The organism is Pseudomonas sp. 20P_3.2_Bac5 (genome assembly GCF_025466035.1).
Classification (GTDB): domain Bacteria; phylum Pseudomonadota; class Gammaproteobacteria; order Pseudomonadales; family Pseudomonadaceae; genus Aquipseudomonas.
In genome coordinates this window covers 1-26,471 of record NZ_JANLOA010000112.1, presented here as the reverse complement: position 1 = coordinate 26,471, position 26,471 = coordinate 1, and the positions used below count along the sequence as shown (strand labels likewise).

Sequence of the window (26,471 nt, the reverse complement as noted above, 5' to 3'; positions counted from 1 at the left end):
ATCGCCAAACTGCGACGATGAGGCCATCAACAACACCATCACCTCAACGTAACCCGCCCTGCCGCTGCCGATACTCCCCCGGCGTCACCTGCGCATACCGCAGGAAAAACCGGCTGAAATACGCCGGGTCCTTGAACCCCAGGCTGTAGCAGATCTCGTTCGCCGAGCTACCGGTGAACAACAGCAGTCGCTTGGCTTCCTGCATCAGCCGCTCCAGAACCAGCCGCTTGGACGGCAGGTCGGCGATGCGTCGGCAGATGTCGTTGAGCCGCGCTTCGGTCACGCCAATCCCTTGCGCATAGCGCGACAGCGGCCAGTGCTCGAGGTAATGCGCTTCAATCAGCTCGTTGAAGCGATGGAAAATCAGCAAGTCCTCATGCCGCGTGGAGCGTGCCGGCAGTGAGCGGGCACACAGGCGCAACAGGCTGATCATGATCAGCCGCGTCAGGCTGTGCAGCGCCGCGCCGCGACCCGCCTCGTCGCCGTTCACTTCGCCATGCAGCAATTCGAACAGCCGTTCGAGCCGCTGCGCCTCAGCCGCGAAATTACCTTCCAGCCCCGTCAATGCCACGCACGCCGGCGCCACTTGCGGGCCCGGTGCGAGTGCCGGATCGGCTTCCAATAGCTGCCACACCAGTTGCTGGCGCACGGTCAGCACGTGGCCGTCGGCGTCCGGCTCGGTGACGAACGAATGCGGGATGGTCGGCGGCGTAAGGAAGAACATCGGCCCGGATTCGACGTACTGCTGGTCATCCAGATAGACCCGCACCGTGCCCGACTTGACGTAGTGCACCTGGAAAAAACGGTCGTGGCGGTGCACCGGCATGTTGCGACCGAAGAAGCCCGCCAGGTTGCCGAGCTTGTCGTAGTGCACTTCCGAATCGCTGTAGCGCTGGTCGTAGACCTGACCGATGTTGATGTTGGGGATCGGCGTGCGATCGCTCATGGCTCTGTACCCGTCGTACCGCGTGTTGTTCTGCGCGCAGCTTAACGCCGCACGGATGAAACAGCAGCTTGCATTTCATTAACATCTTAATTATAACGTTAACACATTAACAATTATCCCCCGCGGGGCACCCGATGCCCTGCCCTTGTCAGGAGAAGAGCATGAGCCGTGCCCTGCATGACGCTGCCACCGGCACCCTGTTCGGCGTTGCGCTGAACTACAAGGGGCTGCTGGAACAGCGTCTCGCCGAATTCGAACAGGCGCCGTACCAGAAGCCACCGGTCAAGCCGGTGCTGTTCATCAAGACCCCCAACACCCGTAATGGCCACGGCCAGCCGGTGGTTTATCCAAAGGGCGTCGAACACCTGCAGGCCGGCCCGGCACTGGGCGTGGTTATCGGCAAGCGCGCCAGCCGCGTCAGCGCCGAGCAGGCGCTGGAGCACGTTGCCGGTTTCACCATCGTCAACGAGTTCAGCCTGCCGGAAGAGAGCTACTACCGCCCCGCGGTCAAGGCTAAATGCCGCGACGGCTTCTGCGTGATTGGCCCGGAACTGGTGCCCGTCGAGCAGATCGCCGACCCGCACAGCCTGGACATCCGCCTGTTCATCAACGGCGAAGTTCGCCAGCAGAACAGCACCGCCAATCTGGTGCGCGGCATCCCGCAACTGATCGCGGAAATCACCGAGTTCATGACCCTGCATGAAGGCGACGTGCTGATCACCGGCACCCCTGAAGGCCGCGCCGACGTCAAGCCGGGCGACCACGTCGAAATCGAAATCACCGGACTGGGCCGCCTGGCCAACCCCATCGTTGCCGAGGAGGAGTCGCACTGATGAAACACGCTCGTATCCGTTTCCAGGGCGATGTCCACGCGGTCACCGTCGAAGCCGACAACGCCGTGCGCCTGGCCGATGGCCGACTGATCGCCGAAGACCAGGTCGAATGGCTGCCGCCCGCCAACGGCAACATGTTCGCCCTGGGCCTGAACTACGCCGACCACGCCGCCGAGCTGGCCTTCGCGCCGCCGACCGAGCCGCTGGCGTTCGTCAAATCGCCAGGCACCTACACCGGCCACAACCAGATCACCTGGCGCCCGGACAACATCAAGTACATGCACTACGAGTGCGAACTGGTGGCCGTCATCGGCAAGCCGGCGCGCAACGTCAAGCGCGAGGACGCCCTCGAGTACCTGGCCGGCTACACCGTGTGCAACGACTACGCCATCCGCGATTACCTCGAGAACTACTACCGCCCCAACCTGCGGGTGAAGAACCGCGACGCCACCACCCCGGTCGGCCCGTGGATCGTCGATGTGGCCGATGTGCCGGACCCGTCGAAGCTGACCCTGCGCACCTGGATCAACGGTGAGCTGAAACAGGAAGGCACCACCGCGGACATGATCTTCGACATCCCCTACCTGATCGAATACCTGTCCAGCTTCATGACCCTGCAACCGGGCGACATGATCGCCACCGGCACGCCGGAAGGCCTGGCCGACGTGGTGCCGGGCGATGAAGTGGTGGTGGAAGTGGAAGGCGTGGGCCGTCTGGTCAACCGAATCGTCAGCGAAGCCGAGTTCTTCGCTCAGTACAACAAAGAGGCGTGAGCAGCATGATCAAGCACTGGATCAACGGCCGTGAGGTCGAGAGCAAGGACACCTTCGTCAACTACAACCCGGCCACCGGCGAAGCCATCGGCGAAGTCGCCAGCGGCGGTGCCGAGGAAGTCGCCCAGGCCGTTGCCGCGGCGAAAGAAGCCTTCCCGAAATGGGCCAACACCCCGGCCAAGGAACGTGCCCGCCTGATGCGCAAGCTGGGCGAACTGATCGAGCAGAACGTGCCGAAACTGGCCGAGCTGGAAACCCTCGATACCGGTCTGCCGATCCACCAGACCAAGAACGTGCTGATCCCGCGTGCCTCGCACAACTTCGATTTCTTCGCCGAAGTCTGCACCCGCATGGACGGCCACACCTACCCGGTCGACGACCAGATGCTCAACTACACCCTGTACCAGCCGGTGGGTGTGTGTGGCCTGGTGTCGCCGTGGAACGTGCCGTTCATGACCGCCACCTGGAAGACCGCGCCGTGCCTGGCACTGGGCAACACCGCGGTTTTGAAGATGAGCGAACTGTCGCCGCTGACCGCCAATGAACTGGGTCGCCTGGCCGTTGAGGCCGGCATCCCCAACGGCGTGCTGAACGTGATCCAGGGCTACGGCGCCACCGCCGGCGACGCGCTGGTCCGGCACCCGGACGTGCGTGCGATTTCCTTCACCGGCGGCACCGCCACCGGCAAGAAAATCATGCAGACCGCCGGCCTGAAAAAGTACTCCATGGAACTGGGCGGCAAGTCGCCGGTGCTGATTTTCGAAGATGCCGATCTGGAGCGTGCGCTGGACGCCGCGCTGTTCACCATCTTCTCGCTGAACGGCGAACGCTGCACCGCCGGCAGCCGGATCTTCATCCAGGAAAGCGTGTATCCGCAGTTCGTCGCCGAGTTCGCCGCCCGCGCCAAGCGCCTGATCGTCGGTGACCCGACCGATCCGAAAACCCAGGTCGGCTCGATGATCACCCAGGCCCACTACGACAAGGTGACCGGCTACATCCGCATCGGCATCGAGGAAGGCGCCACCCTGCTCGCCGGTGGCCTGGAGCGTCCGGCCAACCTGCCGGCGCACCTGGCCAAAGGTCAGTTCATCCAGCCGACCGTGTTCGCTGACGTGAACAACAAGATGCGCATCGCCCAGGAAGAAATCTTCGGCCCTGTGGTCTGCCTGATCCCGTTCAAGGACGAAGCCGAAGCGCTGCAACTGGCCAACGACACCGAATACGGCCTGGCCTCGTACATCTGGACCCAGGACATCGGCAAGGCCCACCGCCTGGCCCGCGGCATCGAAGCCGGCATGGTGTTCATCAACAGCCAGAACGTCCGCGACCTGCGCCAGCCGTTCGGCGGCGTGAAGGGCTCGGGCACCGGTCGCGAAGGCGGTCAGTACAGCTTCGAAGTGTTCGCCGAAATCAAGAACGTGTGCATCTCGATGGGCAGCCACCACATTCCGCGCTGGGGTGTGTAAGGGCTAGCAACTCCCCTCCTGTAGGAGCGAGCTTGCTCGCGAACGACCGCGAAGCGGTCGCAAATCCTGGTAACACCGGTTTGGGGCTGCTGCGCAGCCCTTCGCGACGGTTCGGCGCTCCGACAAGCTCGCTCCTACAGGGGATTCCCGTGCGAGAACAAAAGAAGAACAACAGAATCAGGAGTTCCATCATGGGCGAAGTCGTCCTGGCAGCCAAAGTCTGCCACGTCCCCTCGATGTACCTGTCCGAACTGCCGGGCAAGCACCACGGCTGCCGTGAGGCGGCCATCGCCGGGCACAAGGAAATCGGTCGCCGGGCCCGCGAACTGGGCGCCGACACCGCGGTGGTGTTCGATGTGCACTGGCTGGTCAACAGCGCGTACCACATCAACTGCGGCGAGCACTTCAAGGGTGTCTACACCAGCAACGAGCTGCCGCATTTCATCAAGGACATGGAATTCGAATACCCCGGCTGCCCCGAGCTGGGCGAACTGATCGCCGCCGAAGCCAACGCCGCCGGCGTGCGTACCCAGGCCCACAACATCGCGAGCCTGGAGCTGGAATACGGCACCCTGGTGCCGATGCGCTACATGCACATGGGCGTGCCGGAAAGCGAGCGCCTGAAGGTCGTTTCCATCGCCGCCTGGTGCGCCTGGCACCGCCTGGAAGACAGCCTGGCGTTCGGCGCCGCGGTCCGCCGCGCCATCGAGAAGAGCGACCGCAAGGTGCTGGTGCTGGCCTCCGGCTCGCTGTCCCACCGCTTCTCCGACGACCGCAACGCCGAAGCCAACATCCACAACTGGACCCGCGAGTTCGACAAGCAAGTCGACATGCGCGTGGTGGAGCTGTGGAAGCAAGGTCGCTTCAAAGAGTTCTGCGCGATGCTCCCCGACTACGCCGCGCACTGCTACGGCGAAGGCGGCATGCACGACACCGCGATGCTGCTCGGCCTGCTCGGCGGCGCCGACTACGACAAGCCGGTGGAAGTGCTGACCGAAGCCTTCGGCAGCTCCGGCACCGGTCAGATCAACGCGATCTTCCCGGTCTGATTTCCCAAGGAGTTCCCATGCCGCACTTCATCGCTGAAATCACCGACAACATCGAACAGCAGGCCGACCTGCCGGGCCTGTTCGAAAAAGTCCACGCCACCCTCGGCGCCAGCGGCGTGTTTCCGCTCGGCGGCATCCGCAGCCGCGCGGTGCGCCTGGACACCTGGCGCATGGCCGACGGCAAGCACGATTACGCCTTCGTCCACATGACCCTGAAAGTCGGCCATGGCCGTGACCTGGAAACCCGTACCCAGGTCGCCGAGCAACTGTTCGCGGTCATCACCGAGCACTTCGCCGCGCTGCAGGCTGAGCGCTTGCTGGCGCTGTCGTTCGAAATGATCGAGCTGCACCCGCAACTGAACTTCAAGCAGAACAACGTCCACGCGTTTCTCAACAACCAGGCGGGCTGAACCCTCCCGCCTGTAACACCCACGGCCACTCTGACAAAAAAGAAAAAATCATGAGCACAGCCAATACCGCAGATACCGTAGCACTCGGGCGTCAAGACTCGACCCACTCCACCATCACCTGGCGGCTGATGCCGTTGCTGCTGGTGTGTTACCTGTTCGCCCACCTGGACCGCATCAACATCGGCTTCGCCAAGATGCAGATGAGCACCGACCTGCACTTCAGCGACACGGTGTATGGCTTCGGCGCCGGCCTGTTCTTCATCGCCTACGCAATGTTCGGCGTGCCGAGCAATATGGCCCTGGACCGTGTCGGCCCGCGTCGCTGGATCGCCACGCTGATGGTGGTCTGGGGCGCCCTGTCCACCAGCATGCTGCTGGTGGAAACCTCCACCGGTTTCTATGTTCTGCGCTTCCTCCTGGGCGTGGCCGAGGCGGGCTTCTTCCCGGGCATTCTGGTCTACCTCAACCGTTGGTACCCGGCCCGTCGCCGCGCGCAGATCACCGCGCTGTTCGCCATCGCCGTGCCGATGGCCGGTGTGGTCGGCGGCCCGCTGTCCGGCGGCATCCTCGAACTGTTCCATGACGCCGCCGGCCTGCGCGGCTGGCAGTGGATGTTCCTGCTTGAAGGCGCTCCCGTCATCCTGCTGGGTCTGGTAGTGCTCAAGTGCCTGCCGGACAACTTCAACAGCGTCAGCTGGCTGAACGACGAGCAGAAACGCGGCCTGCGCGAAGAGCTCAACCAGGAAGAACAACGCAAGTCGATCACCTCCTTCGGCGGGCTTTTCAGCGATGTGCGGGTCTGGCTGCTGGTGGCGGTGTACTGCGCGGTGATGCTGGCGGTGAACACCCTGGCCTTCTGGATGCCGACCCTGATCCACGGCGCCGGCATCGGCAGCGACGGCCGCGTCGGCCTGCTCAGCGCCGTACCGTACCTGGCCGGCTGCTTCTTCATGATCGCCTGCGGTCGCTCCTCGGACCGCCGCCGCGAACGCCGCTGGCACCTCTGCGTGCCGTTGCTGATGTCCGCCTTCGGGATCGCCGTGGCCGGTATTGCGCCGGACAACGCCATCCTGGTGATGGGAGGCCTGATCATCGCCGGCATGGGCGCCAGCGCCGCACTGCCGATGTTCTGGCAACTGCCGCCGGCCTTCCTGTCCAACACCACCCAGGCGGCGGGCATCGGCCTGATCAGTTCCCTGGGCAGCATCGCCTCGTTCTCCGCCCCTTACCTGATCGGCTGGATGCGCGACACCACCCACAGCGCCAGCCTCGCCCTGTACGTGCTGGCCGTTTTCATCACACTCGGCGGCCTGCTGGTGCTGCGCACCAACGCCGCCACCGTCAACCCTCAGTAAGAGATTCGATCATGCTCGACCACAGCCAGATCCTCAGCGCCGCGGCCCAACTGGACCGGGCCGAACGCAACCGCGAACAGGTGCGCCAGTTCTCCCTGGAACACCCCGGCATCACCATCGAGGACGCCTACGCCATCCAGCGCGCCTGGGTCGCGCAGAAGATCAAGGACGGGCGCAAGCTGGTCGGTCACAAGATCGGCCTGACCTCCCGCGCCATGCAGGTGTCGTCGAACATCACCGAGCCGGACTACGGCGCGCTGCTCGACGACATGCTGTTCGAAGAAGGCAGCGACATTCCGTTCGAACGCTTCATCGTGCCGCGGGTGGAAGTGGAGCTGGCGTTCATCCTCGGCAAACCGCTGAAAGGCCCGAACGTCACCGTGTTCGACGTGCTCGACGCCACCGAATGGGTGATCCCGGCGCTGGAAATCATCGACGCGCGCATCCACCAGGTCGACCCGCAGACCCAGGTCACCCGCAAGGTCTTCGACACCATCTCCGACAACGCCGCCAACGCCGGCGTGGTGATGGGCGGCCGGCCGGTGCGGCCGACCGATATCGACCTGCGCAAGGTGCCGGCGGTGCTCTACCGCAACGGCGTGATCGAGGAGTCCGGCGTCTCCGCCGCGGTGCTCAACCACCCGGCCAAGGGCGTGGCGTGGCTGGCCAACAAACTGGCGCCGTACGACGTCACCCTGGAAGCCGGGCAGATCATCCTCGGCGGCTCGTTCACCCGTCCGGTGGCCGCGCGCCCGGGCGACACCTTCCACGTCGACTACGACATGCTCGGCTCTATCGCCTGCCGTTTCGTCTGATCAGGAGCGTCCCATGGACATGCCCGTCAACCGCTTCAAACAACGCCTGAGCGAGGGCTCGGCGCAGATCGGCCTGTGGCTCGGTCTGGCCGATGCCTACTGCGCGGAACTGGCGGCCAACGCCGGCTTCGACTGGCTGCTGATCGACGGCGAACACGCGCCGAATGACCTGCGCGGCATGCTCGCGCAGTTGCAGGCCGTGGCGCCTTACGCCAGCGAGGCGATCATCCGCCCGGTGATCGGCGATACCGCGCTGATCAAGCAGGTCCTCGACATCGGCGCGCAGACGCTGCTGGTGCCGATGGTGGAAAGCGCCGAGCAGGCCCGCCAGCTTGTACGCGCCATCCACTACCCGCCGCAGGGTGTGCGTGGCGTCGGCAGCGCCCTGGCGCGGGCTTCGCGCTGGAACAGCATCCCCGGCTACCTTGATCACGCCGATGCGCAGATGTGCCTGCTGGTGCAGATCGAAAACCAGGAAGGCCTGGCCAACCTGGACGAGATCGCCGCGGTGGACGGTGTCGACGGCGTGTTCATCGGCCCGGCGGACCTGAGCGCGTCGATGGGCCATCGTGGCAACCCGGGGCATCCCGACGTGCAGGCGGCGATCGAAGACGCCATCGCGCGGATCAACAAGGCCGGCAAGGCGGCGGGGATTCTCAGCGCGGATGAGAAGCTCGCGCGGCGCTATATCGAACTGGGCGCGAAATTCGTTGCGGTGGGTGTGGATACCACCGTGCTGATGCGCGGGTTGCAGGGGTTGGCGGCGAAGTTCAAGGATGGGCAGGTGGCACAGCCCACTTCCGGCGGCGTTTACTAGTTTTTTTGGGGGGGGGGGGGGGGGCGCCCCCCCCCCGCCCCCCCCCCCCCCCCGCTCCTACATCAGCCGCGCCGTGGAATCAGCCCCGGCAGCGCATGCAGCAAGGCATTCACCGCAAAGCCAATGAACATCAGCCCGCACGCCCGGGTGATCCACAGTTCGTAGCGGGTATACACCGTGCGCACGTGCCGCGCGCCCACCACCACGATCAGGATCAGGTACGCCACCAGGCCACCGAGGAAACTCAGCGCGATCAGCGCCGGCAGCATCGACCAGTCCAGCGCTTCCGCGCGGCTGGAGAGCAGCGCGGTGAAGGTCGCCACGGCCACCGGGTATGCCTTGGGATTGGTCAAACCGAACACCACACCGTGCCAGAACGGCTGGCGTACCGTGCCCTGCTCGCCACCCGCGGCGCCCGGACGGCTGCGCAATGCACGAAGGCCGAGCCAGAACAGGTACAGGCCGCTGATCAGGCCGAGTATGTCGAACACCGAACTGCCGATCTGCCGCGCGCCGACGATCGCCACCAGCGCGGTGCTGCACCAGAGCACATCCCCCAACAGATGACCGCACAAAAAGCCGGCGCCAGCACGACGACCACGGGTAGCGCCGATCCCCAGCACGGCCAGCACGCCAGGGCCCGGTGTGATGCCATAAATGAAGCCGGAAGCGAGCACGGCGAACAGCAGCGATAGCGTCATGGGGAGGAAGTCCGTATCAAGTAGACGCCAGAGTCTACGCCGCCTCCAGGGCAATCGACCAGAGGCTCAATAGCCCCCGGACTTCAACAATATCGCCTCGTCCTGCGGCACCCCTCGCCCATAAAAGCGCAACAGCGCACCCGTGCGATTGGTGAAGATGCCATCGACCCCGGCGTCGCTGACGCGCTGGAAATCCACCGCCTCGTCAACGGTGTAGACGTGCACCAGCAGGCCCTTGTCGTGAGCCATGCGGTTCATCCATGGCTGCACCAGGTCGGCGTAACTCTGCTCGCCTCCCGCCGCCAACGCTGCGGACGGGCCGACGCCGACGGCGCCCGCCGCCTTGGCATGATCGAGCCAGCGCTCGAACTCGGCGCGATCCCGGGGTTGCTGGCGGGCGAGGAAGGCGGCTTTATCGCGCTCGCCCGACTCGGCGAAGGTCGGGCCTGGCATCGGCTCGATATGCCCCTTGCCCAACCACAACAGCAATACTTTGGGCACCTGCGGCATGGCCGTGTGCAGCAGCGCGAGGCTGTCGCGGTCGAAACTCTGCAACACCACCCGCCCCGGCACATCCAGCCAGCCGCGGGCCTGCAAGGCGCGCCGCAGGTCCTGTTCGATACCGGGAAACAGGTTCGGCACCTTGGTTTCGATGTACAGCCCGGGCCGCAGGGCAGGATTGGCTTCAGCGATGTCCATCACTTCCTCGAGCGTCAGCACCTTGAGGCCGGCGAACGCCGCCCGGGCGCGCTCGGGATAGGCCTGGTTGAACCAGCTTCCCGCATCCAGCGATTTCAATTCGGCGAGGGTGAAGGCGCTGACCGGACTGTCCTTGCGCTCGGGAAAACGCTCGGCCACATCGCTGGTGCGGTGCAGATCATTGTCGTGCACCACCACCAGTACGCCATCGCTACTGCGTTGCAGGTCCAGTTCCAGGTAATCGGCGCCCAGGTCGCGAGCCAGTGCATAGGCCGGTGCCGTGGACTCTGGCGCATCGAACGATGCCCCGCGATGAGCGATTACCGCCGGATAGGCAATGCCCTGCGCCTTGGCCAGCACCGCGCCGTCGCGGGCCATGACCGGCGCGCTCAACCCCAGCAGCGCAATGCCCAGCCCCAGAAAGATCCCCTTGAATGACATCGACCGCTCCTCATCAAAACCGGCCCTGAGCATAGTCGCCGACACGGATGACAGCCCGTGACGTGCTACAGTCCCGCCCTGCCAATTTGCAACAGATTCCTACGAGACAAGCATGCCCCTCGCCGACGTCGACGCCACCCTCGCCTCCTGGCCGGATCTCAACACCCGTCACCCGTGCAGCGGCCTGCTGCTGGGCAACGGCGCCAGCCGGGCGATCTGGCGGCCGTTCAGCTATTTCTCGCTGTTCGAGCTGGCCCAGCGCGTGCGCAACAAGCCGCTGGGGGTGAGCGACCAGGCGTTGTTCAAATCCCTCGGCAGCGAACTGTTCGAGCCGGTGCTCAGCGCCCTCAACACCACGGTGCGGGTCAACGCCGCACTGGCGATCAGTTCGTCGGCGCCGCTGAACCGCTATTACGCGATCAAGGAAGCGCTTATCCACGCCGTGCGCAGCGTGCACATCCCGTGGAAACTGCTGCCATCCAGCACCCTGGCAGCGATCAATACCGAGCTGCGCAACTACCGCGCGGTGTTCTCCGGCAACTACGACCTGCTCAACCACTGGGCCGTCAGCCATGACCCGCAGGGTTTCCAGCCGTTGTTCGATGAAGAAGGCCACTTCGACGTCAGCCGCACCCACGGCGAAGGCACCCGCATGCACTACTTGCACGGCGGCCTGCACTTGCTCAAGACCCAGGACGGCGGCACCCGTCAGCGCGCGGCCAACGGCAGCCAGTTGCTCGACGGTTTTGCCATCAACACGCCGGGCGACGTGCCGCTGTTCGTCAACGAAGACACCAGCGAACACAAGCTGCAAGCGATCCGCGCCTCGGATTACCTGACCTGGAGCTACGCCGCGCTGGCCGCGCACACTGACGGCCTGTGCATTTTTGGCCATCACCTCGACCGCGCCGATCGACATTTGCTGCGAGCGATCCAGCAGGCCCGTCCGGCCCATCTGGCGATCGCGATCCTGCCGTTGAACGACGCCTCGATCATCAGCCAGAAGCAGCATTACGCGCGCATCTTCGGTGAATCGCCGGAGATCACCCTGCATTTCTTCGATGCCAGCAGTCACCCGCTCGGCCGTGCCGAACTGAACGTGCCGGCCCCCGCGCCAATCACCCGGCGGCGCCGCTGAAAGACGCCCGCGGCAGGAACATGCTGAAACACCCATAGTAAATAACAATAATTCTCGATAACATTTGCGACCTTTCTCTCCGGCACTTTCCTGGAAAGCTCGCATGCGCCGCCCCAAACCCGATCCTTTCGCGCAAGAAACCTGCCATGGGTTTTACAGCGACATCCTGCATTTCCTGCGCAAGCGCATGGACAACGCCAGCGATGCCGCGGACATGACTCAGGACGTCTTCACCCAATGGCTGGGTTACCGCGACAAAGCCCGGGTGGAGCAGCCTCGCGCGTTCCTGTTCCAGATGGCGCGCAACCTGCTGCGCGATCACTGGAGACGGCAGAAAGTGCGCCACACGGTGCTCGACGAACATGCCGAGTCGGCGGAGCAAACCCAGGCCTGCGAAGCCCCAAGCAGCGACCCGATGGCCAGCGCGCAGCACCTGCAACGCCTGGATCATTTGAAAATTGTCCTTGCCGAACTCTCGCCGCGACGGCGCGAAGCCCTTATGCTGCACCGCTTCGAAGGTTTAAGTCAGGCACAGATCAGTGAACGCATGGGCATTTCAGTCAGCATGGTGGAGAAACACATCGCCGCCGCGCTGCTGTACCTCAAGCAGCGCCTGGACAGTGACAACGTTGCGGAGCAACCAGAATGACCCTTCCTGACATGGACAGCCGTTCGGTCGACGCCCAGGCGGCGAGCTGGTTTACCCGTAACCGCAATGAGCGCTCGCGGGCCTCGCGCAAAGCCTTCGCCCAGTGGCTGGAACACCCCGGAAACGCCCGCGCATACCATCAGTTCGAGCAACTTTGGGACGACCTTGCCGCCCTCAAGGAACTGAACAAGCCGGTGCAGCTACGCCCGCGCAAAGCCTCGTACTGGCGCCCGGCGCTGGCCACGGCGGCAGCGCTGGTCTGCGCATTGCTGGCAAGCAACCTGGGCAAGCCAGCCGCGTCGGCGGAACAACAACTGGCCAGTCTGGATGGCCAGCCGCGCACCATCACCCTGCCCGATGGCAGCCGTCTCAACCTCAACGCCAACTCCCGCGTGCGGATCGATTTCGATGCCGAACGGCGGCTGGTGCACCTCGATCAAGGCCAGCTCTACCTGGAAGTCAGCCCGGACAAGGAGCGACCGTTGTTCGTCGATGCCGGCCCCGCCCGGGTCCGGGTGGTGGGCACCGCGTTCGACCTGCGCCGCGGCCAACAGGAACTGGTGCTGAGCGTGGACCACGGCCTGGTGGCGTTCGACGCGCCGGGCGAGCGCCGCGAACCGATGCTGCTGGGTGCCCGCGAGCGCGCGGTGTACAACCTGGCCCGCGGCGACCTGGTGCGGCAGACCCTGAGCGACGGCGAAGTCGCCGACTGGCGCAGCGGCCATGTCTCGTTCCGCAACCGCGAGCTGGCGAGCCTGGTGGATGAGCTGTCGCTGTACCGCCCGGCGGCGGTGCTGCTGGCTGACCCGGCGCTGGCGAAGTACCGGGTTTCCGGCAATCTCGATGTGCATGACCCTGACGCCCTGCTCAATGCCTTGCCGGCGTTGCTGCCGGTGAAGACCGCCGTGTTGGCGGATGGGCGGATGCGAATCGAGCGCGCCGGAAAGTAGAACCACCGCTTCGCAGCAAGCCGCTGAAAAATTCTGAGAATATTTTTCATTCGCATGTGAGGGTTTTTCCTCGCCCCGCGTCTTCCTCCCCGTCCGCGCCCTGCGCACTGACTTTTTCTGGCCTTTGGCCGCACTGGGGGATTTCATGTTTCGCGCGTTTCGACCTTCCAAGCCGTTGTCTGCCCGTCCATCGCTGCTTGCCGTGTGCCTGGCCCTGAGCCTTCAGGCCCAGGCCGCACCCGTTGAGCTGCAGTTGCCAGCCCAGCCACTGGCCACCTCGCTGAGCCAGGTGGCGCAACAGACCAAAGTGCAACTGCTGTTCGACGAGTCGTTGCTGCGCAACGTTTCCGCGCCAGCCCTGCGCGGCAATTTCAGCGCCGAGGAAGCGATTGCCCGCCTGCTCGCCAGCAGCCGCTTCACGCTGGTCAAGGTGGGCACCACCTACGTGGTGCGCCCGAAGGAAGACGAAACCACGCCTCCCGGCAACAACAACACGTCCATCCAGCTCGGCGCCATGAGCATCGTCGGCGACGGCCAGCAGGTGACCCCGGCCACCGTCGGCCGCTCGACCCTGACCCAGCGCGATATCGACCGTGAACAGGCGAACAACGTGCCGTCCCTGCTGAGCACCCTGCCCGGCGTGGAAATGGCCGGTTCCATGATGCCCGGCGGGCAGAAGATCAATATCTGGGGCATGGGCGACGCCGAGGACGTGCAACTGACCGTCGACGGCGCCACCAAGACCGGCTTCGAGCGCTATCAGCAAGGCACGATGTTCGTCGAGCCGGAGCTGATCAAGAGCATCGAGGTCGAGAAAGGCCCGCACTCGCCGTTCGTGGGCAACACGGGCCTTGCCGGCAGCGTGCACATGACCACCAAAAATGCCCCGGACCTGCTGCAGGAAGGCCGCGACACCGGCGCGATGGTCAAATACGGCTACTCCAGCAACGACCATCAACAGGTCTACAGTACGGCCCTGTTCGGGCGCACTGAAGACCGCCGTATCGACGGTCTGGTCTACCTGACCAAGCGCGACGGCGACGATTTCAAGCTGGCCTCGTCGCAGCCCGACCCACGCAACCAGTACCCGATCAACCCCAAGCGCCTGCCCGACAGCGCCCAGGACCTGGAAGGCGGCCTGTTCAAGCTGAATGTCCAGCTCACCGATGAGCAGTCGCTCGGCCTGTCCTACTCGCGCTCGAACAACCAACGCATGACCCGCTACTCGTCGACCAACTACTCGACGCCGCCGACCCAGGCCAATATCGACCGCTACGGTTACAGCGACGCCATTCGCCGCTTCCTCGCCCACCGCGAAACCATCGACACCACCTGGTCGGCCAAGTACCGCTTCCAGCCGGTGGACAATCCGCTGGTCAACCTGGAAGTCAGCTATTCGGAGTCCGATGTCGATCAGACCGACGAACGCGGGCCCAACGCCTTCTTCCAGCTCGCCACCGGCGGCCGGCGCATGGAGACCGAATACAAGGACCGCAACTTCGAAGTGCGCAACACCGCGCAGTTCAGTACCGGCGTGCTGGAGCACTCGCTGACCACCGGCGCCGAACTGCACCGCCACTCCCGCGAAACCGAAATGTGGATGCCGGGCACCGCGCAAAACACCGCAGCCTACAACTACGGCCACTTCCAGCCGAACTTCATGCCCCACGGCAAAGTGGACACCAACAGCGCCTACGTGCAGGACGCCATCACCCTCGGCCAGGTGACCATAACCCCGTCGCTGCGCTACGACCATGTGCGCAACCGCGGCGAAGATAACGACGCGCCGTTCTACAACGTCGCCTCGGCTGGCCACGACTACAGCGCCAAGACCTACACCGGCTGGTCGCCGCGCCTGTCCGTGTTCTGGCGTGCCACCGACGACGTTGCGTTCTTCGCCGACTATTCGAAGACCTGGCGTGCGCCGGTCATCGACGAGCAATACGAAGTACAGAGCGCGGTCAGCACGCGCAGCGCCACCAGCCGCGACCTCGATCCAGAGCGCGTCACCGCCCTGCGTGCGGGTAACGTCACCGACTTCTCCGGCCTGTTCTTCGCCGACGACAACCTGCAGGTCCGCACCACCCTGTTCCACAACAAGATCAAGGACGAGATCTTCAAGAACCTCGGTGTCGAGTGCCAGGCGCAGAACGTGACCGGCGGCAGTATCAGCCAGGCCTGCGGCAACTACCTGATCGGCAACTACCGCAATCTCGACGGCGTGACCTACAAGGGCTTCGAGGTGGAAAGCTTCTACGATTCCACCTACCTGTTCGGCACCCTCTCCTACACCTGGATGACCGGCAAACACGAAGGCGCCTACAACAACCCGTGGGGCCCGGATGTCTGGGCACGGGATGTACCGGCACCGAAATGGGTGGCGCGTCTGGGTGTGAAGATTCCCGAATGGGATGTGGTGGTGGGCTGGAAAGGCCTGTGGGTACGCCAGACCGATCGTCTGCCGAGCGACAAATACCCACCGGGTTTCATGGGCAGCGCACTGGGTGACAGCGCCTGGGACCATCGCGCCAACGACGCCTACAACGTCCAGGGCCTGTTCGCCAGCTGGAAACCGAAGCAGCAGTACCTGAAGGGCACCGAGGTCAACTTCACCCTCGACAACATGTTCAACCGCGATTACGTGCCGATGCTCAGCGACAACAACGTCTACAGCACGGGGCGCAATGCCAAGGTGAGCATTACCCGGTTCTTCTGAGTAACGTGGGGGCCGCCTTGCGGCCCCGATTCACTCACGCCGGAATCAGTTGATCCGCCCGCAGCAATGTCTCCAGACAATGCTCAGAAACCCCATAGAACGCCTTCAACTCCGCGATCTTCTCCAGCAACGCCGCTGGATCCCCCGCCTCCTTGCGCTTGGTCGCAAGGATCATCTTGTTCTTGTTGGTGTGTTCCAACGAGATGAACTCGAACACCTTGGTCTCGTAACCACAGGCTTCCAGGTACAGCGCGCGCAGGCTGTCGGTCAGCATTTCAGCTTGCTGCCCCAGGTGCAGGCCGTATTGCAGCATCGGCTTGAGCAACCCCGGACTGTGCAGTTGCGGGCGGATCTGTTTGTGGCAGCACGGCGAGCACATGATGATCGCCGCACCACAACGGATGCCGGTGTGGATCGCATAGTCGGTGGCGATATCGCAGGCATGCAGGGCGATCATCACATCGATCTCGGCCGGCACCACGGTGCGCACGTCACCCTGTTCGAACACCAGCCCCGGATGCTCCAGATGAGCGGCCGCGGCATTGCACAGCTCGACCATGTCCGGACGCAGCTCGACCCCCGTCACCTGCGCCTGACGCTGCAGGGTGTTGCTCAGGTAATCGTGGATGGCGAAGGTCAGGTAGCCCTTGCCCGAGCCGAAATCTGCCACCCGCACGGGTTTGTCGTCCGCCAGCGAAACACTGGCGAAGGCATGGGAAAACACCTCGATGAACTTGTTGATCTGCTTCCACTTGCGCGACATGGCCGGGATCAGCGCCTGCTGCTTGTCGGTCACGCCGAGGTCCTGAAGGAACGGCCGGCTCAGTTCCAGGTAGCGTTTCTTCTCGCGGTCATGCTCACCGCCCGCGGCCTGGCGCTCTTGCTGCGCGGCGTTGCGGTGCAGCATCGGCTTGCCCTTCTTGCTGAACTCCAGCTGCGCGTCATCGGCCAGGCTCAGCAGGTGGGCATTGCGAAACGCGCCCGGCAGCCATTCGCCGATCTGCGCCAGCGCTTCGTCCAGCGGCAGGTTGCGGGTGATGTCGCGGGTCTTGTAGCGATGGACGAATGACAGGCAGGCCTGCCCCTTGACCGTCAGCGGCTTGGCGATGATGCGTTGCAGGTCGGCTTCGGCGCCGACGTGACGGGCCAGTACCAGCTTGACGAAGGACTGCTGGTGCAGGCTCTCGGCCAACAGGGCGAGAAACTGCGCACGCGCATCCGGCGCGGCCTGGGCGGTGGGGGTAGCGGACATGGGGATTGGGTGCCTCGGGGGTTGCGGGGGCGCCAGCCGGCGCGCAATGGCGGGCATTTTACGTTGATGCCCGGCCAGCGCACAGCTTTTGTCGATCAGCGCGGCGTCAGTCGAGGATCACCAGGCGGTTGGGCAGCTCGTTGCGGCTGTGGGTCAGCGGCACATGAGCCTTGAGCAATTCGCCACACGCCTCGATGCAGGTGAGAAAACCCGCAAGCGTCTGGCCCGCACGGACCTGGGCGGTGAAGCCGGCGACGATGGCGTCCCAGGCCTGGTTGTCCAGACGCGAGGCGATGCCGTCGTCCACCAGGATTTCCACATAACGCTCCGCCTCGCTGACGAAAATCAGCACACCGGTGCGGCCTTCGGTGTGGTGCAGGTTCTGTTCGAGAAACTGCCGCCGCGCCAGGTTCGACGCGCGCCAGTGGCGCACCGCCTTCGGCACCAGGCGGCTGGTGAACAGCGGCAGGCGCAGCACCAGGCAGAGCACGATAAACGTCAGCCACTGGGTAATCAGCAGACCGTGGGCGCTGAACCAGCCCGTGACGTAATACACCAGCCCCGGCACCAACAGCGCCAGCAGGCTGGCCCAGACCAGCGGCACATAGGCATAGTCATCGGCGTTGCGGGCCAGCACCGTGACCAGCTCCGCGTCGGTGTGTTTCTCGACCGCAGCGATCGCCTCCGCGACCTGTCGTTGTTGCAACTCATTGAGCAATGCCATCAGGTTGTTCCTTGAACACAATTCAGATGCGCCGCGGTTTCCGTGGGGTCGACCGCCCGGCCGCGCCTACAGGGTTTCCCGCCACACCCACGCACTCACCAGCTTCCGGACGACCCGCCGCCACCAAAACTGCCGCCGCCTCCGCCAAAGCCCCCACCACCGCCGCGGCCGAACCCGCCGCCGCCCAGCCCGCCGAAGCCGCCACCAAAACCGCCACCCGGCCCGCCACGCCGACCGCCGCCACCAAGGCCCTGCAAATACAGCACAACCACCACCATCAGAATGGACAGCCCGATGGACAGCAAGGACGGCGACTCACCCTCGCTTTGCCCGCCGCTGAGCGCGGACGGCTGGGCCAGCGGATTTCCGCCGAGGACCTGCAGGATCGCGGCCGCGCCCTGGACGATGCCCTGGCTGAGTTCGCCGCGTTTGAAGGCCGGCAGGATGATCCGGTTGATGATGACCGACGACTGCGCGTCGGTGAGGCGTTCTTCCAGCCCGTAACCCACTTCGATGCGGACCTTGCGTTGCTCGGGCGCGACGATCAGCAGCGCGCCGTTGTCCTTGCCCTTCTGGCCGATGCCCCAATGGCGGCCCAACTGATAGCCGTAATCCTCGATGGGCAGCCCTTGCAGGTCGGTCAGCGTGACCACCACGACCTGCTCGCCGGTGCTCTGCTCATGGGCTTCGAGCATCTGCCCGAGCTGGCTGCGGGTATGAGCGTCGAGCAGGTTGGCGTTGTCCACCACCCGCCCGCTGAGCGCCGGAAAGGACGGCTCGGCGCGCACCGTCAGGGCCATGGCGAACAGCGCCAGCAGCACCACGGCCTTGAACAGGCGCATCAGAATTTCACTTCAGGGGCTTTGTCGGCGTCGGCACTGGTCGCTTCGAAGCTCTCGCGCAGCGGCAAGTCGCTGTACATCACGCTGTGCCAGATCCGTCCGGGAAAGGTGCGAATCTCGGTGTTGTAGCGCTGCACCGCGGCGATGAAATCCTTGCGCGCCACGGCGATGCGGTTTTCCGTGCCTTCGAGCTGGGACTGCAGGGCGAGGAAGTTCTGATTGGCCTTGAGGTCCGGATACCGTTCCGAGACCACCATCAGCCGGCTCAGCGCACCGCTCAACTGCGACTGCGCGGCCTGGAACTGGCGCAGTTTTTCCGGATCGTCGAGGGTGCTGGCATCGACCTGGATCGACGTCGCCTTGGCCCGCGCCTCGATCACCGCGGTCAGGGTTTCCTGTTCATGCCGGGCATAGCCCTTGACCGTTTCCACCAGGTTGGGGATCAGGTCGGCGCGGCGCTGGTACTGGTTCTGTACCTGGCCCCAGGCCGCCTTCACCTGTTCGTCATAGTTGGGAATATTGTTGATCCCGCAGCCGGCCAGCAGGCTGGCCAGCAGCACCAGCAACCACGGCTTCGCACCCTTGAATACCCGCATCGTCGCAACGCTCCTTGATTATCCGTAACGCACCGGACTTGAGGCATAATCCGTGGCCGCCGCTGGATAGTGCAGGCCCAATCGGCTAAAAACATGCCCCAGCAAACTACAACAATAGCCGCTCCCCCAATTTCGGCTGGCCGGTATCCACCGTGAATGCCGGCGCGAGCCTCGAGAACTGAATCCATGAACAAGCTGTGTTTGCTGGGCCTGCTCGTCAGCCTGGCCAGTCAGACGGCCCTGGCCGACACCTCCGCCGCCGCCGCGCACCTGCAAGAGAAGAAGGTGTTCGTCGACAAGTTGCTGGGCCAGATGACCCAGGACGAGAAGATCGGCCAGTTGCGCCTGATCAGCATCGGCCCGGAGATGCCGCGGGAGAAGATCCGCGAGGAGATCGCCGCCGGCCGCATCGGCGGCACCTTCAACTCGCGCACCGGCCCGGAAAACCGGCCGATGCAGGACGCGGCCATGCGCAGCCGGCTGAAGATCCCGATGTTCTTCGCCTATGACACCATCCACGGCAACCGCACCATTTTCCCGATCGGCCTGGGCCTGGCGTCGAGCTGGGACATGAACGCCATCGCCACCGTCGGCCGCACCTCGGCCATCGAAGCCTCCGCCGATGCCCTCGACATGACCTTCGCGCCGATGGTCGACATCGCCCGCGACCCGCGCTGGGGCCGCACCAGTGAAGGCTTCGGCGAAGACACCTGGCTGACCTCGCGGATCGGCGAAGTGATGGTCAAGTCGTTCCAGGGCAAGAGCCCGGCCGAGCACGACAGCATCATGGCCATCGTCAAGCACTTCGCCCTGTACGGGGCGGTGGAAGGCGGGCGCGACTACAACACGGTCGATATGAGCCTGCCGAAGATGTACAACGACTACCTGCCGCCCTACCGCGCGGCCATCGACGCCGGCGCCGGCGGGGTGATGGTGGCGCTGAACTCCATCAACGGCGTACCCGCCACCTCCAACACCTGGCTGATGAACGACCTGCTGCGCAAGGAGTGGGGCTTCAACGGCGTGACCATCAGCGACCACGGCGCCATCCAGGAGCTGATCCGTCACGGTGTCGCCCGCGACGGCCGCGAGGCGGCCAAGCTGGCGATCAAGGCCGGCATCGACATGAGCATGAACGACTCGCTCTACGGCGAAGAACTCCCGGGCCTGCTCAAGTCCGGCGAAGTCAGCCAGGCCGAGCTGGACCAGGCGGTGCGCGAGGTGCTCGGCGCCAAGTACGAAATGGGCCTGTTCAAGGACCCGTACGTACGGATCGGCAAGCCGGAAAACGATGTGCCGGACTACTACGCCGATTCCCGCCTGCACCGCGAAGCCGCCCGCGACGTGGCGCGCCGCAGCCTGGTGCTGCTGGAAAACCGCAAGCAGACCCTGCCGCTGAAAAAGACCGGCACCATCGCCCTGGTCGGACCGCTGGCCGATGCGCCCATCGACATGATGGGCAGTTGGGCCGCCGACGGTAAGCCGGTGCACTCGGTCACCGTCCGCGAAGGTCTGCGCCGCGCGGTCGGCGACAAGGCCAAACTGGTCTACGCCAAGGGCTCGAACATCACCGGCGACAAAGCCATGTTCGACTACCTGAACTTCCTCAACTTCGACGCCCCGGAAATCGTCAACGACCCGCGCCCTGCCGCGGTATTGATCGACGAAGCGGTCAAGGCCGCCCAACAGTCCGACGTGATCGTGGCCGTGGTTGGCGAATCCCGTGGCATGTCCCACGAATCGTCCAGCCGCACCACCCTGGAAGTCCCGGCCGTGCAACGCGACCTGATCAAGGCGCTGAAAGCCACCGGCAAGCCGCTGGTGCTGGTGCTGATGAACGGCCGTCCGCTGTCGATCAACTGGGAACGCGAACAGGCCGACGCCCTGCTGGAAACCTGGTTCTCCGGCACCGAAGGCGGCAACGCCATCGCCGACGTGCTGTTCGGCGACTACAACCCGTCCGGCAAGCTGCCGATCACCTTCCCACGCTCGGTCGGCCAGATTCCGATGTACTACAACCACATGCGCATCGGCCGGCCGTTCACCCCGGGCAAGCCGGGCAACTACACCTCGCAGTACTTCGAGGAGCCCAACGGCCCGCTGTATCCGTTCGGTTACGGGCTGAGCTACACCGAGTTCTCCGTGTCGCCACTGACCCTTTCAGCGAAGACCCTGAAACAGGGCGGCAGCCTGGAAGCCAGCGTCAAAGTGAAGAACACCGGCAAGCGTGACGGCGAAACCGTGGTGCAGCTTTACCTGCAGGATGTCGCCGCATCCATGAGCCGCCCGGTCAAGGAACTGAAAAACTTCCAGAAAGTCCTGCTCAAGGCTGGCGAAGAGCGGGTCGTGACCTTCCGTATCAGCGAAGACGACCTGAAGTTCTACAACAGCCAATTGAAACTCGCCGCCGAACCGGGTGAGTTCAACGTGCAGGTCGGCCTGGACTCCGAGACGGTGCAACAGCAGAGCTTCGAGCTGCTGTAACGCGCCGCCCTGCCCAAGGGGAAGCGCCTCGCGGCCTTCCCCATCGCCGCGGATGGCTTATCGATGCTTTTCTCCTTTCGCACCCTGCGCCTTGGCCTGATCCTTCTGCTGATCAGCGCCGGCACCTTGCTCGCCGCGGCCTGGGCCATGCACCACGCACAACGCCAGGCCATGGTCGAGGAAGCGGAACGGGCCAACCAGCAACTGGGCCTGTACGCCACTTCGCTGCACACCCTGATCGAACGCTACCGCGCCCTGCCCGCGGTGCTGGCGCTGGACCCGGAACTGATCGCCGCCCTCGGCGGGCCGGTGGATGCCGCCACCCAGGACTTGCTCAACCGCAAGCTGGAACGCATCAACGGCGCGGCCAATTCCTCCACCCTGGAACTGCTGGACCACACCGGCCTGGCCGTGGCCGCCAGCAACTGGCGCCTGCCGAGCACCTACGTGGGCCACAACTACGGCTTCCGGCCGTACTTCAAGCAGACCCTCAGCCAGGGCACCGGGCGCTTCTACGCCGTGGGCGTGACCAGCGGCATTCCCGGTTACTTCCTGTCCAGCGCGGTGAAGGATGACAACCAGCGCTTCCTCGGCGCCATGGTGGTCAAGCTGGAATTCCCCGAGCTGGAGCGGGAATGGCGCATGGGCAACGACGTGCTGCTGGTCAGCGACTCGCGCGGCATCGTCTTCATCGCCAACCAGGAGGGCTGGCGCTACCGCAAGCTCAACGCCCTCTCGGCCCATGACTTCAACGAACTGGAACAGACCCGCCAGTACGACAAACAGCCCTTGGTGCCGTTGCAGCGCCAGGTGCTCAACCGCTTCGACGACAACAGCAATCTGGTCCGCGTCCAGGGCCCGGAAGGCACGCAAGACTACTTGTGGGAAAGCCTGCCGCTGGAAGCCGAAGGCTGGACCCTGCACCTGCTGCGCACGCCACAGACCGGCGATGACGGACGCAACGCCGCGCTGGCCGCTGCGGCGATCTGGCTGACCCTGGTGTTCGCCGCGCTCTTCGTCAACCAGCGCCTGCGCCTCGCCCGCCTGCGCCAGCGCAGCCGCGAGGAGCTGGAGCGCCTGGTGGAAGAACGCACCCGCGACCTGCGCACCGCCCAGGAAGGCCTGGTGCAATCGACCAAGCTGGCAGCGCTGGGACAGATGTCCGCCGCCCTCGCCCACGAACTGAACCAGCCGCTGACCACCCAGCGTATGCAACTGGCGTCGCTGCGCCTGCTGCTGGACCACGACCGCATCGAGGACGCCCGCCAGGCCCTGCAACCGCTGGAGCAGATGCTCACGCGCATGGCCGCACTCACCGGGCACCTGAAAACTTTCGCCCGCAACAGCCCCAGCGGCCTGCGCGAGAGCCTCGACCTGGCCACGGTGGTCGATCACGCCCTGCAACTGCTCGATACCCGCCTGCGCGCCGAGAGCGTCAGCACTGCGCTGTATCTGGCCCGTCCGGCCTGGGTCCGCGGCGACGCGATCCGCCTGGAGCAGGTGCTGATCAACCTGCTGCACAACGCCCTGGATGCCATGGCCGGCAAAGGCTATCGCCGCCTGGAAATCCGCATCGACTGTGAAGGTGACGGCTGGCGCCTGAGCGTGCTCGACAGCGGCGGCGGCATCGCCCCGGAGCACCTGGGCAGCGTGTTCGACCCGTTCTTCACCACCAAGCCGGTGGGCGAAGGCCTCGGGCTGGGCCTGGCGATTTCCTATGGCATCATCCACGAGGCGGGCGGCCGGCTGCAGGTCGAAAACCAGCCTGGCGGCGCCCGCTTCAGTTTCACCCTTCCCCGCGATCCGGAGCCCGTATGTTGAATTCGGTGATTGTCGTCGACGACGAAGCCAGCATCCGCACGGCGGTCGAACAGTGGCTGAGCCTGTCGGGCTTCGAAGTCAGGCTGTTCAGCCGCGCCGACGAATGCCTGGCGAACCTGCCGGCGCACTTTCCCGGGGTGATCCTCAGCGATGTGCGCATGCCCGGCATCGACGGCCTGCAACTGCTGGAACAACTGCGCACCCGCGATGCCGACCTGCCGGTGATCCTGTTGACCGGCCATGGCGACGTGCCCATGGCCGTCGAAGCCATGCGCAACGGCGCCTACGACTTCCTGGAAAAGCCTTTCAGCCCCGACGCCCTCATGGGCAGCCTGTGCCGCGCCCTGGAAAAGCGCCGGCTGGTCCTGGAAAACCGCCGCCTGCATGAACAGGCCGACATCAAGAGCCGGCTGGAGTCCGCCCTGCTTGGCATGACCCAAGGCATGCAGCAACTGCGGCGCCAGGTGCTGGAACTGGCGAACCTGCCGGTCAACGTGCTGATCCGCGGCGAAACCGGCAGTGGCAAGGAACGCGTCGCCCGCTGCCTGCACGACTTCGGCCCGCGTGCCAGCAAACCCTTCGTCGCGCTGAACTGCGCGGCCATTCCCGAACACCTGTTCGAAGCCGAACTGTTCGGCCATGAAAGCGGCGCCTTCACCGGCGCCCAGGGCAAACGCATCGGCAAGCTGGAATACGCCGACGGCGGCACAGTGTTCCTCGACGAAATCGAAAGCCTGCCGTTGGCACAACAGGCCAAGCTGCTGCGGGTGATCCAGGAGCAGCGTCTGGAACGCCTCGGTTCCAACCAGAGCATCGCGGTGGACCTGCGCATCATCGCCGCGACCAAACCCGACCTGCTCGAAGAAGCCCGTGCCGGACGTTTCCGTGAAGACCTGGTGTATCGGCTGAATATTGCCGAGCTGCGTCTGACACCGCTGCGCGAGCGGCGCGAGGACATCCCGCTGCTGTTCGAGCACTTCGCCCGCCACGCCGCCGAACGCAGCGGCCGCAAAGCAACGCAGTTGAGCATCGCGCAATTGGCGCAACTGCTCGGCCACGACTGGCCGGGCAATGTTCGCGAACTGGCCAACGCCGCCGAACGCCACGCCCTCGGCCTGGCCGATCCGACATCGCCTCCCGAAGAACCCGGCCAGTCCCTGGCCGCGCAACAGGAGGCTTTCGAGGCCAACTGCCTGCGCGCCTCGTTGCGCCGGCACAAGGGCGAAATCAAGGCGGTGATGGAGGAACTGCAACTGCCGCGGCGCACCCTCAACGAAAAAATGCAGCGCCACGGCCTGGTCCGTGAAGACTTCCTCGAGCGCACCTGAGCATCGGCGGATTCCTGCTCAGGCCATCTTCCGAATAAGCGGATTTCCGCTCACTTGATCTTTAATCGTTGTTGTTTGTGCCGCCGCCATCGCTGGCAAGCCAGCTCCCACAGGTTCTTCGCAGGCCTCTATTTCCAGGGCTGCCGGTGTTTCTGTGGGCGCTGGCTGGCCAGCGATGGCGGTGACGGAGCTCCCCTGGCACAGCTCCTGCTATAGACCCGCCAGGCTGCGTTTCGGCGCGCTCCACAAAAACAACGATGAAGGTCCCGTCAATGGATAACTCCACCTCCGTGCCTGCTGGGGCGATTGCCACGCCCGCGCCGGTAAAAACCACCTCCAGTCGCCTCAAGTCGATCTTCAGCGGATCGGTCGGCAACATGGTCGAGTGGTACGACTGGTACGTCTACGCCGCATTTTCCCTGTACTTCGCCAAGGCCTTCTTCCCCGCCGGCGACACCACCGCGCAACTGCTCAACACCGCCGCGATCTTCGCCGTAGGCTTCCTGATGCGCCCAATCGGCGGCTGGCTGATGGGCATCTACGCCGACCGCAAGGGCCGCAAGGCCGCGCTGATGGCCTCGGTATTGCTTATGTGTTTCGGCTCCCTGGTCATCGCCCTGACCCCGAGCTATGAAACCATCGGCGTCGCCGCACCAGTCCTGCTGATCATCGCCCGCCTGATGCAGGGCCTGTCGGTCGGTGGCGAATACGGCACCTCGGCCACCTACCTCAGCGAAATGGCAACCAAGGAACGCCGCGGGTTCTTCTCCAGCTTCCAGTACGTCACGCTGATTTCCGGCCAGCTCATCGCCCTCGCCGTGCTGATCGTCCTGCAACAGACCCTGACCACCGAACAGCTCTACGCCTGGGGCTGGCGCGTACCCTTCGTGATCGGCGCGCTGTGCGCGGTGGTTGCGCTGTACCTGCGGCGCGGCATGGAAGAAACCGCTTCCTTCACCAAGAAGGAAAAAACCAAAGGCAGAGAGCGGCCGATGCGCACCCTGCTGCGCCATCCGAAGGAACTCGCCACCGTGGTCGGCCTGACCATGGGCGGCACCCTGGCCTTCTACACCTACACCACCTACATGCAGAAATACCTGGTCAACACCGTCGGCATGAGCATCACCGACTCGACCATGATCTCGGCGGCCACCCTGTTCCTGTTCATGTGCCTGCAACCGGTGATCGGTGGCCTCTCCGACAAGATCGGCCGGCGTCCGATCCTGATCGCCTTCGGTGTTCTCGGCACGATCTTCACCGTACCGATCCTCACCACCCTGCACACCATCCAAAGCTGGTGGGGCGCGTTCTTCCTGATCATGGCGGCACTGATCATCGTCAGCGGCTACACCTCGATCAACGCCGTGGTCAAAGCCGAACTGTTTCCCACCGAAATCCGCGCCCTGGGCGTCGGCCTGCCTTACGCCCTGACCGTCTCGATCTTCGGCGGCACCGCTGAGTACGTCGCCCTGTGGTTCAAGAGCGTCGGCATGGAAACCGGGTATTACTGGTACGTCACCGCCTGCATCGCCTGCTCGTTGCTGGTGTATGTGTTCATGAAAGACACCCAGAAACATTCGCGAATCGTGACGGACTGATCCTCACAACACTTCGCCCGCAATAGACAAAGCCCTCGGCCAATTGGCCGGGGGCTTTTTTCATGCGC

At 64.5% G+C, this 26,471-nt stretch carries 23 protein-coding genes; 16 read left to right on the top strand and 7 right to left on the bottom strand.

Translation table 11 applies throughout. The features are described from left to right. Positions 1-43: 43 nt before the first annotated feature. Positions 44-946 carry a 4-hydroxyphenylacetate catabolism regulatory protein HpaA gene (gene hpaA / locus NTD88_RS20720; RefSeq protein WP_262154603.1) on the bottom strand — a complete coding sequence of 301 codons (903 nt, stop codon included), beginning with the start codon at positions 944-946 and terminating at the stop codon, positions 44-46. A gap of 161 nt (positions 947-1,107) precedes the next feature. Here hpaA and NTD88_RS20715 point away from each other — a divergent pair, with 161 nt between their 5' ends. The 8 genes from NTD88_RS20715 (at position 1,108) to hpaI (ending at position 8,464) form a co-directional block, all read left to right on the top strand. Further along, a complete protein-coding gene (locus NTD88_RS20715; protein WP_095159792.1) occupies positions 1,108-1,779 on the top strand; it encodes a fumarylacetoacetate hydrolase family protein in 672 nt (223 codons plus the stop codon). Next, entirely contained in the window at positions 1,779-2,552 is a 774-nt protein-coding gene (locus NTD88_RS20710) for a fumarylacetoacetate hydrolase family protein (RefSeq protein WP_095159793.1), read from the top strand. The genes NTD88_RS20715 and NTD88_RS20710 overlap by 1 nt, the downstream gene beginning before the upstream one ends. A gap of 5 nt (positions 2,553-2,557) precedes the next feature. Then, positions 2,558-4,018, top strand: coding sequence for a 5-carboxymethyl-2-hydroxymuconate semialdehyde dehydrogenase (gene hpaE / locus NTD88_RS20705; protein WP_095159794.1), 1,461 nt, complete (start codon positions 2,558-2,560; stop codon positions 4,016-4,018). Positions 4,019-4,209: 191 nt separating this feature from the next. Further along, positions 4,210-5,067: a 3,4-dihydroxyphenylacetate 2,3-dioxygenase gene (gene hpaD, locus NTD88_RS20700; protein ID WP_095159795.1), complete on the top strand. Its 858-nt coding sequence runs from the start codon at positions 4,210-4,212 to the stop codon at positions 5,065-5,067. Positions 5,068-5,084: 17 nt separating this feature from the next. Continuing rightward, on the top strand, positions 5,085-5,477 hold the full coding sequence (locus NTD88_RS20695; protein ID WP_095159796.1) for a 5-carboxymethyl-2-hydroxymuconate isomerase: 393 nt from the start codon (positions 5,085-5,087) through the stop codon (positions 5,475-5,477). Between the two features lie 50 nt (positions 5,478-5,527). Continuing rightward, positions 5,528-6,832, top strand: coding sequence for an MFS transporter (locus tag NTD88_RS20690; protein ID WP_262154602.1), 1,305 nt, complete (start codon positions 5,528-5,530; stop codon positions 6,830-6,832). Between the two features lie 11 nt (positions 6,833-6,843). After that, positions 6,844-7,647: a 2-oxo-hept-4-ene-1,7-dioate hydratase gene (hpaH, locus tag NTD88_RS20685; RefSeq protein ID WP_095159798.1), complete on the top strand. Its 804-nt coding sequence runs from the start codon at positions 6,844-6,846 to the stop codon at positions 7,645-7,647. Between the two features lie 13 nt (positions 7,648-7,660). Then, positions 7,661-8,464 (top strand): 4-hydroxy-2-oxoheptanedioate aldolase, encoded by an 804-nt coding sequence (hpaI, locus tag NTD88_RS20680; protein ID WP_175651755.1) that lies wholly within the window; start codon positions 7,661-7,663, stop codon positions 8,462-8,464. Between the two features lie 62 nt (positions 8,465-8,526). Here the strand turns inward: hpaI and NTD88_RS20675 are convergent, their stop codons facing one another. Next, the gene (locus NTD88_RS20675; RefSeq protein ID WP_262155356.1) at positions 8,527-9,165 is read right to left on the bottom strand and encodes a LysE family translocator; all 639 of its coding nucleotides are present in this window, start codon (positions 9,163-9,165) and stop codon (positions 8,527-8,529) included. A 66-nt stretch (positions 9,166-9,231) separates the two neighbouring features. After that, a complete protein-coding gene (locus NTD88_RS20670) occupies positions 9,232-10,305 on the bottom strand; it encodes a glycerophosphodiester phosphodiesterase (protein ID WP_410017301.1) in 1,074 nt (357 codons plus the stop codon). A 112-nt stretch (positions 10,306-10,417) separates the two neighbouring features. On the opposite strand from NTD88_RS20670, the gene NTD88_RS20665 reads away from it, so the two are divergent. The 4 genes from NTD88_RS20665 to NTD88_RS20650 all read left to right on the top strand — a co-directional run bounded on the left by NTD88_RS20665 (position 10,418) and on the right by NTD88_RS20650 (position 15,758). Further along, positions 10,418-11,443 carry a DUF4917 family protein gene (locus NTD88_RS20665; RefSeq protein WP_262128263.1) on the top strand — a complete coding sequence of 342 codons (1,026 nt, stop codon included), beginning with the start codon at positions 10,418-10,420 and terminating at the stop codon, positions 11,441-11,443. A gap of 103 nt (positions 11,444-11,546) precedes the next feature. Continuing rightward, the gene (locus NTD88_RS20660) at positions 11,547-12,092 is read left to right on the top strand and encodes an RNA polymerase sigma factor (protein WP_095154809.1); all 546 of its coding nucleotides are present in this window, start codon (positions 11,547-11,549) and stop codon (positions 12,090-12,092) included. Next, the gene (locus NTD88_RS20655; protein ID WP_095154808.1) at positions 12,089-13,042 is read left to right on the top strand and encodes a FecR family protein; all 954 of its coding nucleotides are present in this window, start codon (positions 12,089-12,091) and stop codon (positions 13,040-13,042) included. The genes NTD88_RS20660 and NTD88_RS20655 overlap by 4 nt, the downstream gene beginning before the upstream one ends. A 145-nt stretch (positions 13,043-13,187) precedes the next feature. Beyond that, positions 13,188-15,758, top strand: coding sequence for a TonB-dependent receptor (locus NTD88_RS20650; RefSeq protein WP_262155355.1), 2,571 nt, complete (start codon positions 13,188-13,190; stop codon positions 15,756-15,758). A gap of 34 nt (positions 15,759-15,792) precedes the next feature. Here the strand turns inward: NTD88_RS20650 and NTD88_RS20645 are convergent, their stop codons facing one another. The 4 genes from NTD88_RS20645 to NTD88_RS20630 all read right to left on the bottom strand — a co-directional run bounded on the left by NTD88_RS20645 (position 15,793) and on the right by NTD88_RS20630 (position 19,172). After that, positions 15,793-17,010: a class I SAM-dependent methyltransferase gene (locus tag NTD88_RS20645; protein ID WP_262155354.1), complete on the bottom strand. Its 1,218-nt coding sequence runs from the start codon at positions 17,008-17,010 to the stop codon at positions 15,793-15,795. A 106-nt stretch (positions 17,011-17,116) separates the two neighbouring features. Further along, positions 17,117-17,734, bottom strand: coding sequence for a TPM domain-containing protein (locus tag NTD88_RS20640; protein ID WP_262155353.1), 618 nt, complete (start codon positions 17,732-17,734; stop codon positions 17,117-17,119). 95 nt (positions 17,735-17,829) lie between these two features. After that, a complete protein-coding gene (locus tag NTD88_RS20635) occupies positions 17,830-18,576 on the bottom strand; it encodes a TPM domain-containing protein (RefSeq protein ID WP_262155352.1) in 747 nt (248 codons plus the stop codon). Then, entirely contained in the window at positions 18,576-19,172 is a 597-nt protein-coding gene (locus NTD88_RS20630; RefSeq protein ID WP_095154803.1) for a LemA family protein, read from the bottom strand. Before NTD88_RS20630 ends, NTD88_RS20635 begins: the two co-directional genes overlap by 1 nt. 186 nt (positions 19,173-19,358) lie before the next feature. Between NTD88_RS20630 and bglX the strand changes: the two genes are divergently transcribed. From bglX to NTD88_RS20610, 4 genes are all read left to right on the top strand, one after another. Next, positions 19,359-21,656, top strand: a complete 2,298-nt coding sequence (bglX, locus tag NTD88_RS20625; RefSeq protein WP_262155351.1) for a beta-glucosidase BglX — start codon at positions 19,359-19,361, stop codon at positions 21,654-21,656. Between the two features lie 63 nt (positions 21,657-21,719). After that, on the top strand, positions 21,720-23,477 hold the full coding sequence (locus NTD88_RS20620; RefSeq protein ID WP_262155350.1) for an ATP-binding protein: 1,758 nt from the start codon (positions 21,720-21,722) through the stop codon (positions 23,475-23,477). Next, positions 23,471-24,805 (top strand): sigma-54-dependent transcriptional regulator, encoded by a 1,335-nt coding sequence (locus NTD88_RS20615; RefSeq protein ID WP_262155349.1) that lies wholly within the window; start codon positions 23,471-23,473, stop codon positions 24,803-24,805. The genes NTD88_RS20620 and NTD88_RS20615 overlap by 7 nt, the downstream gene beginning before the upstream one ends. A gap of 272 nt (positions 24,806-25,077) precedes the next feature. Next, positions 25,078-26,403, top strand: a complete 1,326-nt coding sequence (locus NTD88_RS20610) for an MFS transporter (protein WP_095154799.1) — start codon at positions 25,078-25,080, stop codon at positions 26,401-26,403. The last annotated feature ends 68 nt before the right edge of the window (positions 26,404-26,471 follow it).

Excerpts from the sequence above, each read along its gene's own strand:
- hpaA (WP_262154603.1), bottom strand. The coding sequence starts at position 946 with ATGAGCGATCGCACGCCGATCCCCAACATCAACATCGGTCAGGTCTAC.
- NTD88_RS20690 (WP_262154602.1), top strand. The coding sequence starts at position 5,528 with ATGAGCACAGCCAATACCGCAGATACCGTAGCACTCGGGCGTCAAGAC.
- NTD88_RS20650 (WP_262155355.1), top strand. The coding sequence starts at position 13,188 with ATGTTTCGCGCGTTTCGACCTTCCAAGCCGTTGTCTGCCCGTCCATCG.
- NTD88_RS20630 (WP_095154803.1), bottom strand. The coding sequence starts at position 19,172 with ATGCGGGTATTCAAGGGTGCGAAGCCGTGGTTGCTGGTGCTGCTGGCC.
- NTD88_RS20655 (WP_095154808.1), top strand. The coding sequence starts at position 12,089 with ATGACCCTTCCTGACATGGACAGCCGTTCGGTCGACGCCCAGGCGGCG.
- NTD88_RS20715 (WP_095159792.1), top strand. The coding sequence starts at position 1,108 with ATGAGCCGTGCCCTGCATGACGCTGCCACCGGCACCCTGTTCGGCGTT.
- hpaI (WP_175651755.1), top strand. The coding sequence starts at position 7,661 with ATGGACATGCCCGTCAACCGCTTCAAACAACGCCTGAGCGAGGGCTCG.
- NTD88_RS20670 (WP_410017301.1), bottom strand. The coding sequence starts at position 10,305 with ATGTCATTCAAGGGGATCTTTCTGGGGCTGGGCATTGCGCTGCTGGGG.
- NTD88_RS20610 (WP_095154799.1), top strand. The coding sequence starts at position 25,078 with ATGGATAACTCCACCTCCGTGCCTGCTGGGGCGATTGCCACGCCCGCG.
- hpaH (WP_095159798.1), top strand. The coding sequence starts at position 6,844 with ATGCTCGACCACAGCCAGATCCTCAGCGCCGCGGCCCAACTGGACCGG.
- NTD88_RS20645 (WP_262155354.1), bottom strand. The coding sequence starts at position 17,010 with ATGTCCGCTACCCCCACCGCCCAGGCCGCGCCGGATGCGCGTGCGCAG.
- NTD88_RS20695 (WP_095159796.1), top strand. The coding sequence starts at position 5,085 with ATGCCGCACTTCATCGCTGAAATCACCGACAACATCGAACAGCAGGCC.
- NTD88_RS20675 (WP_262155356.1), bottom strand. The coding sequence starts at position 9,165 with ATGACGCTATCGCTGCTGTTCGCCGTGCTCGCTTCCGGCTTCATTTAT.
- NTD88_RS20665 (WP_262128263.1), top strand. The coding sequence starts at position 10,418 with ATGCCCCTCGCCGACGTCGACGCCACCCTCGCCTCCTGGCCGGATCTC.
- hpaD (WP_095159795.1), top strand. The coding sequence starts at position 4,210 with ATGGGCGAAGTCGTCCTGGCAGCCAAAGTCTGCCACGTCCCCTCGATG.
- hpaE (WP_095159794.1), top strand. The coding sequence starts at position 2,558 with ATGATCAAGCACTGGATCAACGGCCGTGAGGTCGAGAGCAAGGACACC.
- NTD88_RS20615 (WP_262155349.1), top strand. The coding sequence starts at position 23,471 with ATGTTGAATTCGGTGATTGTCGTCGACGACGAAGCCAGCATCCGCACG.
- NTD88_RS20635 (WP_262155352.1), bottom strand. The coding sequence starts at position 18,576 with ATGCGCCTGTTCAAGGCCGTGGTGCTGCTGGCGCTGTTCGCCATGGCC.
- bglX (WP_262155351.1), top strand. The coding sequence starts at position 19,359 with ATGAACAAGCTGTGTTTGCTGGGCCTGCTCGTCAGCCTGGCCAGTCAG.
- NTD88_RS20640 (WP_262155353.1), bottom strand. The coding sequence starts at position 17,734 with ATGGCATTGCTCAATGAGTTGCAACAACGACAGGTCGCGGAGGCGATC.
- NTD88_RS20710 (WP_095159793.1), top strand. The coding sequence starts at position 1,779 with ATGAAACACGCTCGTATCCGTTTCCAGGGCGATGTCCACGCGGTCACC.
- NTD88_RS20620 (WP_262155350.1), top strand. The coding sequence starts at position 21,720 with ATGCTTTTCTCCTTTCGCACCCTGCGCCTTGGCCTGATCCTTCTGCTG.
- NTD88_RS20660 (WP_095154809.1), top strand. The coding sequence starts at position 11,547 with ATGCGCCGCCCCAAACCCGATCCTTTCGCGCAAGAAACCTGCCATGGG.